Raw genomic sequence first — 16,983 nt, forward strand, 5'->3', positions numbered from 1 at the left:
TTTTTAAGTCACTTTTAGGAGGATATTATCATGAAACAGAACCGTATTGAATTTTTCGACACAACTTTGAGAGATGGGGAACAAACCATCGGAGTTAACTTTAGCATTGAACATAAGGTAGAAATCGCCAAGAGTTTGGAAGCTTGGGGTGTTGATGTTATCGAAGCCGGGTTCCCAGCTGCATCACCAGAAGATTTCAAAGCTGTGCAAGCCGTTGCAGAATCAGTTGACCACGTTTGTGTTACTGGTTTGGCTCGTGCTAAGAAAAATGATATTGACGCCTGTTATGAAGCCACTAAAAATGCGAAAAACAAACAAATCCACGTTTTCATTGCTACTTCCCCTATTCATCGGGAATTCAAACTTCATATGAATAAAGCCCAAAACTTGGCCGCCATCAAAGAATATGTGAGTTATGCCAAACAATTCTTCGATAAAGTCGAATTTTCTCCTGAAGATGCCACTCGGACGGAACCCGACTACTTGGTTCAAGCCATTAACACTGCCATTAATGCCGGTGCAACTGTCATTAACATTGCTGATACCGTTGGTTACACGAACCCCGTTGAATTTGGTAAGTTGTTTGATTATCTTCAAGCCAACGTTCCAAAATTTAATGAAACAACTTTCTCAGTTCACTGTCATAACGATTTAGGAATGGCCAACGCTAACGCCCTTGCTGGAATTGAACATGGTGCCACTCGAATTGAAGGTACTATTAATGGGATTGGAGAACGAGCTGGTAATTCATCACTTGAAGAAGTCGCCGTCGCCATGTCCGTTAGAAAAGATTTTTATCAAGTTTCTAACAATGTGGACCTTAAACAAACGAAACACATCTGCGACATGGTTAGCCAATACACTAATATGCCAATTCCAAATAACAAAGCCGTAGTCGGAAGTAACGCCTTTTCTCACGAATCAGGCATCCATCAAGATGGGATGCTTAAAAATGCCAGCACTTATGAAATTCTAACTCCCGAATCTGTTGGAATGGGTGCTACCGTTTTGCCCCTTGGTAAACTTTCTGGTTCTCACGCTGTGATGGACCGCATTCAATCAATGGGTTATGAAATTTCACCTGATGAAATGAAATTTATCTTCCCAATTTTCAAAAATAAAGCAGATCAAAAAGCCATCATTAACAATGACGATATCAAACAAATTATGAAAGAATACAACGAGGTACCTGTTCATGAATAAAATTACTGTTTTGCAAGGCGATTATATCGGACCAGAAATTATGGATGCTGGGTTACAAGTTCTCGCAGCTGCAACGGAAAACGAAAATTTTTCTTATAAATTAACCTATGCGCCATTTGGTGGTGAGGCCATCGATAAAGTTGGCGTTCCGCTTCCAGAAGCAACTATTGCCGAATGTAAAAAGAGTGACGCCGTTTTATTATCCGCTATTGGCGGTCCAAAATGGGATGATGCCCCAGAACGTCCGGAAAAAGGGCTTTTGAAAATTAGACAAGCACTTAACTTATATGCTAATATTCGACCAACCGATATTTCTCAAGCAATGCAAAAATACTCACCAATTAAAAATTGTGCTGACGTTAATTTTGTTATTGTTCGTGAACTTACTAGCGGAATTTACTTTGGTACTCCACGTGAGACAACTGCTGAATATGCTTTGGATACCATGCGTTACACTCCTCAAGAAATTGAACGAGTCTCACACGTCGCTTTCAAAATGGCTCAAACTCGTGACCATCACGTCACGTTAGTTGATAAATCAAACGTGCTCGATACCAGTAAACTATGGCGCAAAATTGTAAAAGAAGTTGCCGTTCATTACCCAGATGTAAAAGTTGACTTCTGTTATGTGGATGCAATGTCGATGAAATTGATTAGTAACCCTAGTCAATTCGATGTCATCCTCACAGAGAACTTATTTGGTGACATTTTGAGTGATGAAGCAGCTGAAATTACTGGCTCACTTGGATCAATTCCTTCTATGAGTAGTGGCGATGGTCAAGTTGCACTATATGAACCAATTCATGGTTCCGCCCCTGACATTGCCGGCAAAGGAATTGCCAACCCATTTTCAATGATTAATTCAGTCAAAATGATGATGAAAAACTCATTTAACCGTGCTGATATCGCTGAAAAAATTGAAACAGCTGTCAATGCAGCTGTCGCCAACGGGATTGTTACTCCAGATTTGAATGGAACTAGTAATACCCAAACCGTAACCGATTATGTAATTAACGAGATGAGAAAGTAGGTTCTAACTATGCCACAAACAATGTTTGATAAAATTTGGAATTCCCACGTCATTATGGGAGAAACTGGTGAACCCCAACTTATGTATGTTGATCTTCACTTGCTCCACGAAGTTACTTCACCCCAAGCCTTTGAAGGTCTCAGAGAAAACCATCGTCAAGTGCGTCGGACTTACCGATCATTTGCCACTGCCGATCACAACGTTCCGACTGAAGATATTTACAATATCCATGATGAAATTTCAAAGCGTCAAATTGAAACTTTGAATGCGAATGCTAAGGAATTTGGCGTTCGTTTAGCCGGACTTGGTCATCAGGATCAAGGAATTATTCATGCGATTGGTCCCCAATTGGGACTTACGCAACCAGGAATGATTATCGTCTGTGGTGATTCACATACAGCGACCCACGGTGCCATGGGATCAATCGCCTTTGGAATTGGAACTAGTGAAGTAGAACATGTGCTTGCTACCCAAACGATTTGGCAAACAAAACCAAAGACGATGGGAATTCATGTCCACGGTAAATTGCCCAAAGGTGTTTACGCAAAAGACGTGATTATGGCGATTATTGCTCGTGAAGGAGTTTCTTTTGGAACTGGTTACGGGGTTGAATTTTACGGTGATACCATCCGCAACATGGAAATGGAAGAACGCATGACCCTTAGCAACATGGCGATTGAAGGTGGTGCCAAAGTTGGTAGTATCGAACCAGATCAAAAAACTTTCGACTATGTAGCTGGTCGCAAATACGCACCCAAAAACATGGATAAAGCGATTGAATACTGGAGTCAATTCACGACTGATGACCCTTCTGCTTTTGACAAGGTCATTGATGTTGATGCAACTACCCTTGCACCATATGTAACTTGGGGAACTAATCCGGGAATGGCAGTTAAAGTTGATGAATCTTTCCCAGAAATTAGAAATAGCGATGACGAAAAAGCTTATGCATACGCCGGGCTTGAACCAGGCCAAAAACCTAGTGACATTGATATCGATTGGGTTTTCTTTGGTTCATGTACTAACGGTCGGCTTTCTGATTTGAAGATTGCCGCTAATATTCTTAAGGGTCATCACATTGCGGATGACGTCACTGCTTGGGTCGTCCCTGCTTCTCGTACCATCCGCGAACAAGCTGAAGAACTTGGACTAGATCAAATCTTCAAAGATGCTGGTTGTGAATGGCGTGAACCTGGTTGTTCAGCTTGTTTGGGAATGAATCCTGACCAAGTTCCAGCTGGGGTTCATTGTGCCTCAACTTCAAACCGAAACTTTGAAGGACGTCAAGGTGCCGGCTCAAGAACTCACCTTGCTAGTCCAGCGATGGTTGCTGCGGCAGCCATTAACGGTCACTTCGTTGATATCAGAAAGGAAGCCTACTAATTATGGAAAAACTCACAATTATCGACTCAACCATTGTTCCCATCATGAATGACAATATTGATACTGATCAATTAATTCCAAAACAATTTTTGAAAAACATTCTTAAAACTGGATTTGGGAAGAATCTTTTCTATGATTGGCGCTACACTGCTCCTAATCAACCAAATCCGGACTTCATTTTGAATCACGCTGACCGTCAAAATGCGGAAATTCTCGTTACTGGCGAAAACTTTGGTTGTGGTTCTTCCCGGGAACACGCGGTGTGGGCCCTTAAAGACTACGGTTTTAAAGTAATTATTGCGGGAGGATATAGTGATATCTTCTATATGAATAGTACTAAAAACGGTGTCTTAGCTATTAAGCTTCCCCGTGATCAACGTGAATACCTTGCTAAAATTCCAGCGGAACAAAAAATTGAAGTTAATCTACCTGAACAAAAAGTAATCGTTAATGATAAGGAATTCCCCTTTGAAATTGACGCCAAAATTAAAAATAAACTAGTAAATGGTCTCGATGACATTGCTGTTACAATGAAATATATGGATCAAATCGAAGCTTTCGAAGCTCGAATGCCAAATTTTAACTAATTCGAAAGGGAAACAAATTATGACAACGCTCGCTATCAAAGATTTACATGTTAATGTAATCGATCAAGACACTGAAACTGAAAAAGAAATCCTCAAAGGCGTGAATCTAACCATTAAAAGTGGTGAAGTTCACGCCATTATGGGTCCTAATGGAACTGGTAAATCAACCATGTCAGAAACTATCATGGGGAACCCTAACTATCGAATTACTCAAGGTGATATCACAATTGATGGCGAGAGTATTTTAGAAATGACCGTTGATGAACGCGCTCGGGCTGGTTTATTCTTAGCCATGCAATACCCCGCTGAAATCAAAGGAATTACCAACGCGGAATTTATCAGAGCGGCAATCAATGCTCGCCGTCCCGAAGATAATCCCGTTTCAATCACTTCATTCTTAAATGAATTAGATGAAAACCTCAAAGTCTTAAACATGACCGAAGAAATGGCCGAACGTTACTTAAACGAAGGCTTCTCTGGTGGGGAAAAGAAACGAAACGAAATTTTACAAATGATGATGATCAAACCCAAATTTGCGATCTTAGATGAAATTGATTCTGGACTTGATATCGATGCCCTCCAAGTTGTCGCTCGTGGGGTTAATTCAATGGATCAATCTCAATTAGGAACCTTGATGATTACCCATTACCAACGAATCCTAAATTACATCAAACCAGACTTCATCCACGTCATGATGGGTGGTAAAATTGTCCAAACTGGTGGTTTTGAATTAGCCGCTGAATTGGAAACTAATGGATATGCTGCCTTACGTGACCGTCTTGGCTTGGATATTGATCTAGTTGATGAAGATTTATAAGGAGAATTGATATGGCCCGTGATAAATTTATGGCACAACTCGATGCCAACCTTGTAAATCATGCTTCTTTTTTCAACGAACCAGCTTGGATGACGGATTTAAGAATCCAAGAATTCAATAAACTAGCTGATGAAGCCCTTCCCCGCGTTGATAAAATTAAATATCAAGGCTGGAAAGTCATCAACAAAGCTGATGATACTAATCCAGTTGCGACGGAAACTTTTGAAGTCACCCCAGAAATGGAAGCTGCCGGCGTGGTAATTTGTGACTTTGAAACCGCAGTTACTGAACATGCAGAGCTACTAAAACCCTACCTCGAAAAAGTCTGTGACAAACAAACTGATCGACTAACAAGTTTGAACTTTGCTGGCATTAATACTGGAACTTTTATCTACGTTCCCAAAAATGTAGAACTTAAAACTCCGATTAACATTACTACTATCCAAGATACTGAAACCCAAAGAACTTTGTTTGACCGGATTGTAATTGTCGGTGACGTAAATAGTCATTTTGACGTGTTCCACAGTACACAAAGTCATGGCAATGCCAAAACAATTGCCCATTTAACAGCAGATGTATTTGCTAAAACTGGGAGTAAGATCCAATTCTTTGGCATGGATGCCACTGCTAGCAATACAACCTCCTTCATCATGCGTCACGCTTGGGCTAGTAAACATGCAACCATGAACTGGATGATTGGGGCATTGAACGATGGAAATACCGTTGCTGATTTCATGGTTGATTTAGATGGTGAAGGATCTGTGTCTGATAGTCGCGTGGTTGGAATTGCCAATGGTCGCCAACAACAAGGAATCAACACGCGTTTAACCAACTTTGGGGTCCATTCCGATGCCCAAATTGACCAACGTGGTGCTATTTTAGACAAAGCCAAAATCGTTTTTAACGGAATTGGAAAAGTCCAACATGGTGCGCACAATGCTAATAACCAACAACAAAATCACGTCCTTATGCTTTCTGATGAAGCAAGTGGGGACGCTAATCCAATCTTATTGATCAACGAACACGATGTCGTGGCTGGTCACGCTGCTAGTATCGGCCGCATTGATGAAAAACAACTCTACTACTTGATGAGTCGTGGCCTTTCAAAAGCGGTGGCCGAAAAACTAGTTATTCGGGGATTCCTTGGAATCATCCTAGCGCAAATTCCAGCAAAAACGATTCGTAATCAAATGATTGAGACAATTGAAAGGAAACTTGATCATGAAAGACCCAATCCATAATTACAAAGCCGACTTCCCCATTTTGAATAAAGACTTTCAAGGTGAACCCCGTATTTATTTAGATAGTGCCGCTACTTCCCAAAAACCCCAAATGGTAATTGATGCGATTAGTGACTTCTATTGCACGAATAATGCTAATGTTCATCGTGGAGTTGGAAGGATGTCCCAAGTGGCAACGGAAAAATATGAAGCAGCCCGGCAAACGGTCGCTGATTTCATCAATGCTCCTAGTAGTCGCAACGTGGTCTTTACCCGTTCTACCACCGAAAGTTTGAATTGGATTGCCACCGGATATGCTGCTCAAGTGCTCAAACCGGATGATGAAATCATCATTTCAGTCGCCGAACATCACAGTAATGTTATTCCATGGCAACAAGTTGCCAAACAAACTGGGGCAAAGCTCGTTTTTGTAAATTTGGATACCAATGGTCAAATTGATCTAGCTGACTTTCAAAAGAAGTTATCTGCTAAAACTAAAATTGTCTCACTCAATCACATTTCCAATGTCTTAGGCAGCATTAATCCAATTGCTAAAATTGCACAACTTACCCATCAATTCGGGGCAAAGTTAGTGGTTGATGCCGCTCAATCAGCTCCTCATCTAAAACTAGATGTGCAAAAATTGGATGCTGATTTTTTGGCATTTTCTGGGCATAAAATGCTTGGTCCTACCGGAATTGGCGTGCTATATGGCAAAATGGATGTGTTAGAAGCCATGCAGCCCGTTCAATTTGGTGGCGAAATGATTGATGAAGTTAGTCAACAAACTGCTACTTGGCAACCAGTTCCCATTAAATTTGAAGCTGGAACGCCTAACATTGTTGGAGCCATCGGCCTTGCAGCTGCAATTGATTATCTTAATCAAATTGGAATGGATAATATTGAAAAAATCGAACATAAATTAGTTAAGCAATGCTTAGCTGAATTAAAACAAATTGACGGAATTACCATTTATGGTCCGCAAAATGCAGATCAACATACTGGCGTAATTTCGTTTAACCTAATGGGATTACATCCCCATGACGTCTCAACTGGATTAGATTTAGAGGGAATTGAAGTCCGAGCTGGTCATCATTGTGCTCAACCACTGATGCAATATTTAGGGGTTGAATCAACCGTGCGGGCTAGTTTTTATTTCTACAACACCCCAGCAGACGTGCAAAAATTAATTGAAGCAATTAAAACAGTAAAGGAGTTCTTTGAAGATGGGTTTGCGTGAAATGAGTCAACTTTATAAACAAGTCGTATTAGATTACGCAAAATATCCGCGTAACTTTGGCGAAGTTGATCATCCAACGGCGTCCTTAACGTTACGCAATCCCAGTTGTGGTGATGAAATTACCGTTGATTTAACGATTAACGATGATGTGATTACGGATGCTCATTTTCATGGAATTGGCTGTACGATTTCCAAGGCCTCAACTAGTATGATGACGGTGGCTTTAAACGGAAAATCATTAGATGAAGCTCAAGCAATTATTAAAGCTTTTCAAAATAACGTAATCAACAAAGAAATTACTAAAACTGACAAAGAAAAATTAGGCGATGCTAGTTTACTCAGTACCGTTGCACAATTTCCCACTCGGGTCCGCTGCGCTACATTAGGCTGGCACGTATCGGAAAATATCATTAATGAAGTTAAAGGAGATGACTAAAATGGTTGATGTATCTGAAGTACTTAGCGATCAAGAATATGAATTCGGTTTTCATGACGACGTGGTACCCTTCTTTTCAACTGGTGAAGGTTTAAATGAAAACGTCATTCGTCAAATTTCGGCTGAAAAAGAAGAACCAGAATGGATGTTAGACTATCGTTTGAAATGTTACCAAACCTTCCTCAAAATGGAAGATCCAGCTTTTGGACCTGATTTAAGTGGCCTAGATTTAGATCACATGAAATACTACCAAAAAGCGACTGATAAAAAAGTGCGTGACTGGGATGAAGTTCCCGCTGAAATCAAAGAAACCTTTGACCGCATTGGGGTTCCCGAAGCTGAACGGAAATATTTAGCGGGATCATCTGCCCAATATGAATCAGAAGCAGTTTATCAAAATATGCAAGAAGATTTAAAACGACAAGGTGTCATTTTCTTGGATACTGATTCAGCCTTAAAACAATATCCAGAATTGTTCAAAAAATGGTTTGGTAAATTAGTTAAGCCAACCAACAATAAATTTGCCGCTTTAAATGGCGCTTGTTGGTCTGGGGGAACTTTCATTTACGTACCAAAAGGGGTAACAGTTTCCGCTCCCATCCAAACTTATTTCCGAATCAATGCCGCTAATTCTGGTCAATTCGAAAGAACCTTGATCATCGTAGACGAAGGCGCTCATTTGGAATACGTTGAGGGTTGTACTGCTCCAACTTATAATTCAGATAGTTTGCATGCGGCCGTTGTTGAAGTAAATGTCCTTCCCCATGCTTATTGTCGTTACACCACCATCCAAAACTGGTCAAACAACGTTTACAGTTTGGAAACAAAACGAGCTCAAGCCTTAGAAGATGCATGTATGGAATGGGTGGACGGTAACTTAGGTTCTAAAATCACTATGAAATACCCTTCTGTTTACTTGAATGGTCGTGGCGCTAAAGGAACCATGTTATCAATTGCCGTGGCTGGGAAAAACATCAAATCCGACACTGGTGCACAAATGATTCATAATGCTCCAGAAACTTCATCATCAATTATTTCTAAATCAATCGCTAAAGACGGTGGCTCAGTTGATTACCGTGGAAAAGTCCACTTTAGTCGCGATAGTCAGGGATCAACTTCCCACGTAGAATGTGACACCATTATCATGGATGAAAAATCAACCAGTGACACGATTCCGTACAACGAAATTTACAATAGTGATGTTGCCATGGAACATGAAGCCAAGGTTTCAAAGATTTCTGAAGAACAACTTTACTACCTCATGTCACGGGGAATTAGTGAAGCCAAAGCCACTGAAATGATCATCATGAGTTTTATCGAACCATTTACCAAGGAACTTCCAATGGAATATGCCGTTGAGTTAAACCGACTTATCAGCTATGAAATGGAAGGATCAGTAGGATAATCACATTAAAGTTCGTAATATTTAAAAATATCTTAAATTTATATTGACATCGTTCGTTTATACTGTTAAATTTAGATAAATTATTAATTCAACTTTATAAGAAAGGAGTTCTAGTCATGACCACATCAGCAATCATTTTAATTATTATTATTCTAGTAGTCTTACCAGTCATTATTATTAATAAGTTCTGTGTGGATCATACAATGCTTTTAGCATAACTAGAATTCCAAAGTCCTCACAGTTTCGTTAAAATTGGGGGATTACTTTTCACACCAAAGTCCCCCAGTTTTATCAACTGGAGGACTTTTTTTATGATTAAAAATTAACAATTTAAACTGCCAAACCAAATAACCCCCAACATGAAAGGAGAAATGCACAATTTCGTGCATAACCAATACTATGGCTGACAATTTTTCATTCAATATCACAAGCGAAGATTTAAATTCGCGTTCTGATCGGATTAAGTTAGGAGCTCATCAAGCCCCCGCCCGCTCATTATTATATGCAACTGGACAAGTTAAAGATCCCGCAGATATGAAGAAACCTTTCATCGCGGTCTGTAACTCATATATCGAAATCATTCCAGGACACGCTCACTTACGTGGTTTAGCTGACGTGGCTAAACAAGCTATCCGAGATGCCGGTGGAATTCCGTTTGAATTTAACACAATTGGTGTTGATGACGGAATTGCCATGGGTCACGAAGGAATGCGTTACTCATTACCTTCTCGGGAATTAATTGCTGATTCAGCTGAAACAGTTATCAATGCTCACTGTTTTGATGGTGTTTTCTTCATGCCCAACTGTGACAAAATCACTCCGGGAATGATTATGGCATCACTTCGTTGTAATGTTCCATCCGTCTTCGTTTCTGGTGGACCCATGAAAGCTGGATTAGACGCTAACGGAAAAGCCGCTACTTTATCAACAATGTTTGAAGCTGTCGGAACTTTTGAATCTGGTTTAATGACCAAAGAAGAATTCTTAAAATTAGAACAAAACGCCTGTCCCACTTGTGGATCATGTGCCGGAATGTTTACTGCCAACTCAATGAATACCTTAATGGAAATCATGGGAATTGCGTTACCATTTAATGGAACTGCGTTAGCCATCTCTGATGAACGAAAAGATTTAGTCCGTGAAGGAGCTAAGCAATTAATGCGGATGGTTAAAGAAGACGTCCGTCCGCGTGACTTATTAACAAAAGAATCATTAGATGACGCCATGGCTTTAGATATGGCGATGGGTGGCTCAACTAACACCGTGTTACATACTTTAGCCATTGCCCATGAAGCTGGGATTGAATATAACCAGGCTGATATCAATGAAATTGCGAAAAAGGTACCTTACCTTTCTAAAATTGCGCCATCATCAAAATGGACCATGGAAGATGTGCATAATGCCGGTGGTGTTCCATCAATCGTAAATGAATTAATTCGCATGGGTGGCGTTTTACATCCTGATCGTATGACGGTTACTGGTAAAACCGTCAAAGAAAACGTCGCAAATCATGAAATCAAAAATGATGAAATCATCCGCCACTTTGATGTTAATCCTTACTCAAAACAAGGTGGACTTTCAATTCTGTACGGTAACCTCGCTCCCGATGGTGCTGTCATCAAATCTGGTGGAGTTGATCCTTCAATCAAGACGTTTACTGGAAAAGCCATCGTCTTTAATTCTGAAGCCGAAGCCGTGCACGGAATTGATAATGGTAAAATTCATGCCGGTGATGTGATCATCATCCGTTATGAAGGACCAAAAGGTGGGCCAGGAATGCCGGAAATGCTTGGACCTACCTCTGCCATCATGGGAATGGGACTTGGAAAAGACGTCGCTTTAGTTACTGATGGTCGTTTCTCCGGAGCCTCTCGTGGAATCTCAGTTGGACACGTGAGTCCAGAAGCTGCATCCGGTGGACCAATCGGCTTAGTTAATGATGGTCGTTTCTCCGGAGCCTCTCGTGGAATCTCAGTTGGACACGTGAGTCCAGAAGCTGCATCCGGTGGACCAATCGGCTTAGTTAATGATGGTGATGAAATTACGATTGATTTAGTAAATCGAACAATGGAATTACACGTGAGTGATGAAGAATTAAATCGTCGCAAAGAACACGTGAAACCTTTTAATCCTAAGATTAAGAGTGGTTGGTTATTACGTTACCAAGCATTAGTTAAATCAGCTAATACTGGTGGGGTAATGAAAGATGTTAGTGAATTATTTGAAGTTTAATTAAGGAGTAAGCCCATGAATGAGCCTGTAAATTTGAAAGACCGGATGCTAGAAAATCTGGGACAAGTAATCGATCCAGAGTTACGCTGCGATATCGTAAATTTAGGGTTAATTTATGGACTTGCATTTGAAAATGGAACTGCCACAGTTACAATGACCCTCACTACGATGGGTTGCCCACTGATGGCAGTCTTAGAAGAAATGGTGAAAAATGCTTTGCTCCCGATTCCAGAAATTGATGAAGTCGTTGTCAAACTAGTTTGGGAACCGGCTTGGAACATTGATCGAATGAGTCGTTACGCAAGAATTGCATTAGGAATTCACCGCTAAAGGGAGAATTAGTATGGCTTTTCTGCAAAAATTATCGGATTTTTTAACTAAGTATTTTGTATTAATTATTGTGTTAGCTTGTTTATTTGCTTATTTTATTCCAGGACCTGGAGTAGCCTTAGCAACCACTAAATTAGGTCATTTATCAGCAGTTTCAGTCTTATTAATGATCGTCTTGTTCGGAATGGGAGTTACCCTTTCAGTAGAAGACTTTAAAGAAGTTGCGAAAAATCCTAAGATGGTTATTTTAGGCACGGTTGCTCACTATGTCATCATGCCACTCGTTGCCTTTTGTTTAGTGCATTTATTTGGTTTAACTGGGGCCGCAGCCGTTGGGGTTATCTTAGTTGGATCTGCTCCTTCTGGAACTGCCTCAAACGTAATGTCATTTTTAGCTGGTGGAGACGTCGCTTTAGACGTTGCCATTGGTTTATTATCTACTTTACTTGCTCCTGTAATGATGCCTTCATTGCTTAAATTATTGGCTGGTAAATGGGTTGCTGTTCCTTTCCAAGAAATGTTTTTCTCAGCATTAGAAATTGTTGTAGTTCCAATTATCTTAGGGGTACTGGTTCATACTGTGTTCAAAAAACACGTAGATAAAATCATCAAGGTTATGCCGCTTATCTCACAAGTAGCCATCCTAGTTATCATCATGGCCATCTTCTCAGCTAATGCCCATAACATTCTATCTGCCACTGCTTTATTATTAATCCCAGTAGTTATCCTTCATAACTTACTTGGATACTCACTTGGATATGGTTTTTCACGGTTACTTAACATGAAGACCCCACAACGAAAAGCCATTACTTTTGAAGTAGGGATGCAAGATTCTGCTTTAGCATCAACCCTTGCAATCTCATACTTCTCCCCTGCTTCAGCGCTCCCTGCCGTAATGTTCTCTGTATGGCATAACATCTCTGGTTCAAGCCTAGCTTCTCTCTGGCGTAACCACGATCGTAAATAAGATTAAAAAGTCTAGCCGGTTGGTTAGACTTTTTATTTGTTGTACTTCGAATGGTTATTTTTTATAATCAAGGTACAATATCACAGATTATTGTATGACCAAAAAAGCCTAGCTGGACGGCAGCTAGGCTTTTTATTATTGGGTTGATTAATCATGAATAAAATCACTTATATATAGTAGAAACACAAAAAGACAATTAATTATTAAAGTTGCGAAAACTCAATAATTAATTGTCTTTTTTACGTATTTTATTGGTAGAGCATCATTTCGTGTTCGATACAAATCTCACCCGAATTACCATACAATACCTTTTCTAGTTTACTCATCAATTTTTTCATCATATTCACCTAAAGTCCTTGATACAAATGAACTTCAAATTCATGTTTTGCTGTGATAGTTACATATTTTTTAAAGAATGCTTTTACATATTTCATAATTAATTACCTCGTGATTACCAAAGATTTAGAGAAGGTCCCAACATATAGAGTCCAAACGCCATAACTGTCAACGAACTGATGATGACAGTCCATTTGTAGGTTCCATGCATGCGATATTTTTCTGGCAAAGCTCGTGCCTCCAGGAGCAACAAGAAACCAAGGACAATTGGGACCATCAATGCGTTCATAACTTCGATAGAAACGGCGATATCCACCATGTTTTCCATGAAAAGAACCATAATTGCTGGAATTATCAAAACGGCTGCATACATGCTGTAAAAGCCATAATTTTGCTTGTTAAGTTTTTCATTCAAACTATGCCGCCAATTAAGGACCTCAGTCATGTCCCAAGTACCAGCTAGCGCCACTACAATTGCAGCAACAATAGCGCCACCAAACAAACTAGATCCAAGAATGGCCTTAGAAGCATTTGGTCCGATGAAGAGTTCTAGTTCATGAACCAAATCTCCAACCGTGTTCAACTCAACGCTCCCTTTAGTAAAAGTGGTAGCGGCAAACAAGACTACAAATCCAATCATAATTCCCTGTGTGATAAAGGTTCCCACCAAAGTATCTGTGCGAGCTTTTTTGATCATTTTCGGTTTCAATTTTTTATCAATTACGGCACTTTGTTGGTAGAAGATCATCCAAGGCATGATAACTGCCCCTACGTTAGCGGCAATCATAAAGACGTATGATTTATCATGGAATGGCATATGAACCATTTCCGTTACCATTTGACCCATATCAGGATGCACCATGAAGATTCCAATGATAAACATCAATTCGAAGATTCCAAAGGCAATTCCGATTCGTTCTACCCGATGATAACTTCCAATCAAAGCAATCCCAATTAGAAAAACAGTCGTAGCTGGAATCGTTACCCAACGAGAGATTCCGAAGAGTTCTCCCACTCCAGCAATTCCAATAAATTCAGTAATCATTGCTCCAATTACTGAAATCAAAAGGGTAATTGCAGAAACGTAGGCCCATTTTTTTCCAAAGTACTCTCGAATAAGTTCTCCATGCCCTTTTTTCGTGATAATTCCCAAGCGGACAGTGATTTCCTGGACCATGAATAGCACCGGAATCAGTGCAATTTGAGGTAACACCATCGCATACCCAAATTGATTTCCTGATTGTGCCGCTGTAATCAAACAACCAGCATCAGTATCAGCAAGCATCACAATTAAACCTGGACCAATAACTACCAGCCACTCCTTAATTCGGTTCCACACCTGTTTCATCTTAGATTCTGAATTCGGCATTACAACATCATTTTCCATTCTTTCCACTCCCTTTTCCTATAATATGTGTTTTTTATTTATAAAAAACGTCCCAACTAATTAATTAGTCAGGACGTTTACACGTGTTACCACCATCATTTACAATTTGCTCACACAAATTGACTTACTAAGTTTATTAATTAATAAACTTTGACCATGGTACAGGTGGTCAACCCCGAGATCCTCGAGAAAATCTCATAATCAAAATTACTTTTCAAATTGAAGACTACCGTCTCATTTCCACTATCAGAGACTCTCTTTGTTGGAGCTTAAATTTTACTGGCTAATTTATAATTGTTCTAGTTTAATAAATTTATTAGTTTAGAATTTTCTAATCTAGCTTAGAAAGTAATTGTATTATTACATGTAACATATCAAAACACAACCCATTTCTTAACATTCGTATCATTATTTTTGAATATTTCGTTATTATGGTAGCTTAACGATTTCTAGCAACTATATTTTTCGTGTTTTTTGCAAAAAAGGCTTGCAATTCATTTTCGGCATGTTATGATATTAAAAATTAAAAAAACGTTAACTAGGAAAAGTAATTTTATTAGAAGCATTTCAGAGAGTTATTGGTTAGTGCAAAATAACATTGATTCGATAAAATGAAGTAACCTACGAGTTGTGTGGTGAACTTAAATTAGCCATTACTGGGAGCTCCCATTATAGAGCCAACGATTCTTTTTAGGATTGGGAGAGATGTTTATTCAAACATAATTTAGGTGGTACCGCGTGAAAGCGTCCTTTAGTCATAGAGACTATTGGGCGCTTTTTTATTTTGCCAAAAAAGGAGAGAAAGATTATGTTACAAAAATTTATTCCAGCCATCAGCAACACATTAGTAGCACAACAAGCTAGCAAAAACGGGTTACCCCTTTCATATGTCAGTCCGCGATTATTGGCCAATCAATTTTTAGGTAGCGATAATCAAGGGTTACTCAGTATTTCTGAATATGCTCGTTTCTTCCGTTATATCAGCATTGAATCTGAAACTAATTTAATTGCTGATCTTCAAGCTGGCTTTGGTAACCAACTTAATACCTACTTTGCCGGTAAAGAACTTGGTGCTAGAGGTGCCAAAATTATCATGTTAAATGATCAAAAATATCCGGCTCACAGTAATACACCCCATCAATTTGCTAGCTTACCTGAATTATTAGGTAAATTGGAAGCTTTAAAAGACAGTCAAACAGAATACGGAGCTGAAATTTGGTTAAAGTTAGACGGTTTACAATTTTATGATTTAACTGAATTCAACCGTCGCCTTGAACTCGCTCACCAATTAGGGATTAACCAAATTGTAATCGGTCACTTAGATCGTTTTAGTTATCAATTATTAAAAAACCATCCTCATTTATCAGATTTCATCATCTCACAAGATAATGATGAAATTCCGTTAATCAAATTAGCCGAATTAAACTGTCAATCAATCATTCCCGATTACGAAACCATGCAAAACTTAAAATTCAATTTAAAGGAGTATGACCATGAAATTTGCCAAGAATCGCTCGAAATTTAAAAAGATGATGTTTAACCCTCATCACATTACCAATATGTTTGTAGCTCAAGATGCTTTATCAGCTAAAATCGCTGATAAGTTAGGTTACGAAGCCATTTTTGTAGCTGGATATGCTACAAGTGCTGCTGATTTATCTTTACCTGATCGTGGAATTGCTGATTTCGACATTATGTTAAATAAATGCCGGGAAATTATTAACGCGACTAACTTACCCGTTTTTGCTGATGCCGATACTGGTTACGGCGATTTATTCAACGTTGCCCGCACGGTTAAAAACTACGAAGCCATTGGAGCTGCGGGAATCTTTTTAGAAGATCAACAATGGCCAAAACGATGTGGTCATATGGATGGGAAAAAAATCGAACCCGTTGAGGTTTTAGAAGCTAAAATCAACATGGCGGTGCAAACTCGGAAACACGATGACTTCTTAATTATGTCACGGACGGATGCACGCGCAGTTGAAGGATTAGACGCAGCCATTCAACGCAGCAAAACTTACCAACAAGCTGGAGCTGATTTAATTTTCATTGAAGCACCGGAAAGTATCGCTGAATTAAAACAAATTAAAGCAGCGTTTCCTACTACACCATTAATGGCCAACATGTTGGAAAGTGGTAAAACACCAGATCTAACTACCAACGAACTAAAAGATTTAGGTTATTCCTTAATCGTTCATCCAACCGCTTCCGTTTATACCGAAATGGCTGGGATCAAAAAAATGTTAACAACCTTAAAAGAAACTGGTTCAACTAAATCATTAAAAAATGAAATGATTACCTTTCCAGAATTCAATCATTTTGTCGGCTTAGAAAAACTCAACAACTTTGAAACTAAATACAATAACGAAAATATGCAGAACAAACTTACTGCTTGGGGGATTTAATT

At 39.3% G+C, this 16,983-nt stretch carries 15 protein-coding genes and 1 other annotated feature; of the genes, 14 read left to right on the forward strand and 1 reads right to left on the reverse strand.

Annotated features, from left to right (window positions below):
- Nucleotides 1-30: 30 nt before the first annotated feature.
- From ACQW5G_RS03160 to ACQW5G_RS03215, 12 genes are all read left to right on the forward strand, one after another.
- On the forward strand, nt 31-1,203 hold the full coding sequence (locus ACQW5G_RS03160) for a 2-isopropylmalate synthase (protein ID WP_429971625.1): 1,173 nt from the start codon (nt 31-33) through the stop codon (nt 1,201-1,203).
- Nucleotides 1,196-2,233 carry a 3-isopropylmalate dehydrogenase gene (gene leuB / locus ACQW5G_RS03165; protein ID WP_429971626.1) on the forward strand — a complete coding sequence of 346 codons (1,038 nt, stop codon included), beginning with the start codon at nt 1,196-1,198 and terminating at the stop codon, nt 2,231-2,233. The genes ACQW5G_RS03160 and leuB overlap by 8 nt, the downstream gene beginning before the upstream one ends.
- Nucleotides 2,234-2,242: 9 nt before the next feature.
- Nucleotides 2,243-3,616: a 3-isopropylmalate dehydratase large subunit gene (gene leuC, locus ACQW5G_RS03170; RefSeq protein ID WP_429971627.1), complete on the forward strand. Its 1,374-nt coding sequence runs from the start codon at nt 2,243-2,245 to the stop codon at nt 3,614-3,616.
- A gap of 2 nt (nt 3,617-3,618) precedes the next feature.
- A complete protein-coding gene (leuD, locus tag ACQW5G_RS03175; RefSeq protein ID WP_429971628.1) occupies nt 3,619-4,203 on the forward strand; it encodes a 3-isopropylmalate dehydratase small subunit in 585 nt (194 codons plus the stop codon).
- Nucleotides 4,204-4,222: 19 nt separating this feature from the next.
- Nucleotides 4,223-5,020, forward strand: coding sequence for a Fe-S cluster assembly ATPase SufC (sufC, locus tag ACQW5G_RS03180; protein ID WP_429971629.1), 798 nt, complete (start codon nt 4,223-4,225; stop codon nt 5,018-5,020).
- Nucleotides 5,021-5,031: 11 nt separating this feature from the next.
- A complete protein-coding gene (gene sufD, locus ACQW5G_RS03185; RefSeq protein WP_429971630.1) occupies nt 5,032-6,261 on the forward strand; it encodes a Fe-S cluster assembly protein SufD in 1,230 nt (409 codons plus the stop codon).
- Nucleotides 6,242-7,480 carry an aminotransferase class V-fold PLP-dependent enzyme gene (locus tag ACQW5G_RS03190; RefSeq protein WP_429971631.1) on the forward strand — a complete coding sequence of 413 codons (1,239 nt, stop codon included), beginning with the start codon at nt 6,242-6,244 and terminating at the stop codon, nt 7,478-7,480. The genes sufD and ACQW5G_RS03190 overlap by 20 nt, the downstream gene beginning before the upstream one ends.
- Nucleotides 7,467-7,916, forward strand: a complete 450-nt coding sequence (gene sufU, locus ACQW5G_RS03195) for a Fe-S cluster assembly sulfur transfer protein SufU (RefSeq protein WP_429971632.1) — start codon at nt 7,467-7,469, stop codon at nt 7,914-7,916. Before ACQW5G_RS03190 ends, sufU begins: the two co-directional genes overlap by 14 nt.
- A gap of 1 nt (nt 7,917) precedes the next feature.
- Nucleotides 7,918-9,321 (forward strand): Fe-S cluster assembly protein SufB, encoded by a 1,404-nt coding sequence (sufB, locus tag ACQW5G_RS03200; protein ID WP_429971633.1) that lies wholly within the window; start codon nt 7,918-7,920, stop codon nt 9,319-9,321.
- 399 nt (nt 9,322-9,720) lie between these two features.
- Nucleotides 9,721-11,553 (forward strand): dihydroxy-acid dehydratase, encoded by a 1,833-nt coding sequence (gene ilvD / locus ACQW5G_RS03205; RefSeq protein WP_429971634.1) that lies wholly within the window; start codon nt 9,721-9,723, stop codon nt 11,551-11,553.
- 15 nt (nt 11,554-11,568) lie between these two features.
- A complete protein-coding gene (locus ACQW5G_RS03210; RefSeq protein WP_429971635.1) occupies nt 11,569-11,883 on the forward strand; it encodes a metal-sulfur cluster assembly factor in 315 nt (104 codons plus the stop codon).
- Between the two features lie 13 nt (nt 11,884-11,896).
- On the forward strand, nt 11,897-12,850 hold the full coding sequence (locus ACQW5G_RS03215; RefSeq protein ID WP_429971636.1) for a bile acid:sodium symporter family protein: 954 nt from the start codon (nt 11,897-11,899) through the stop codon (nt 12,848-12,850).
- Between the two features lie 451 nt (nt 12,851-13,301).
- Here ACQW5G_RS03215 and ACQW5G_RS03220 read toward each other — a convergent pair whose 3' ends face one another.
- Nucleotides 13,302-14,555, reverse strand: a complete 1,254-nt coding sequence (locus ACQW5G_RS03220) for an NRAMP family divalent metal transporter (RefSeq protein WP_429971876.1) — start codon at nt 14,553-14,555, stop codon at nt 13,302-13,304.
- Between the two features lie 543 nt (nt 14,556-15,098).
- Nucleotides 15,099-15,328: a binding site (T-box leader), on the forward strand.
- Between the two features lie 53 nt (nt 15,329-15,381).
- On the opposite strand from ACQW5G_RS03220, the gene ACQW5G_RS03225 reads away from it, so the two are divergent.
- Nucleotides 15,382-16,098, forward strand: a complete 717-nt coding sequence (locus ACQW5G_RS03225) for a hypothetical protein (protein WP_429971637.1) — start codon at nt 15,382-15,384, stop codon at nt 16,096-16,098.
- The gene (locus tag ACQW5G_RS03230; RefSeq protein ID WP_429971638.1) at nt 16,067-16,981 is read left to right on the forward strand and encodes an isocitrate lyase/PEP mutase family protein; all 915 of its coding nucleotides are present in this window, start codon (nt 16,067-16,069) and stop codon (nt 16,979-16,981) included. The genes ACQW5G_RS03225 and ACQW5G_RS03230 overlap by 32 nt, the downstream gene beginning before the upstream one ends.
- Nucleotides 16,982-16,983: the final 2 nt, after the last annotated feature.

Origin of the sequence: Fructilactobacillus sp. Tb1 (genome assembly GCF_050500285.1) — a bacterium.
GTDB lineage: Bacteria > Bacillota > Bacilli > Lactobacillales > Lactobacillaceae > Fructilactobacillus.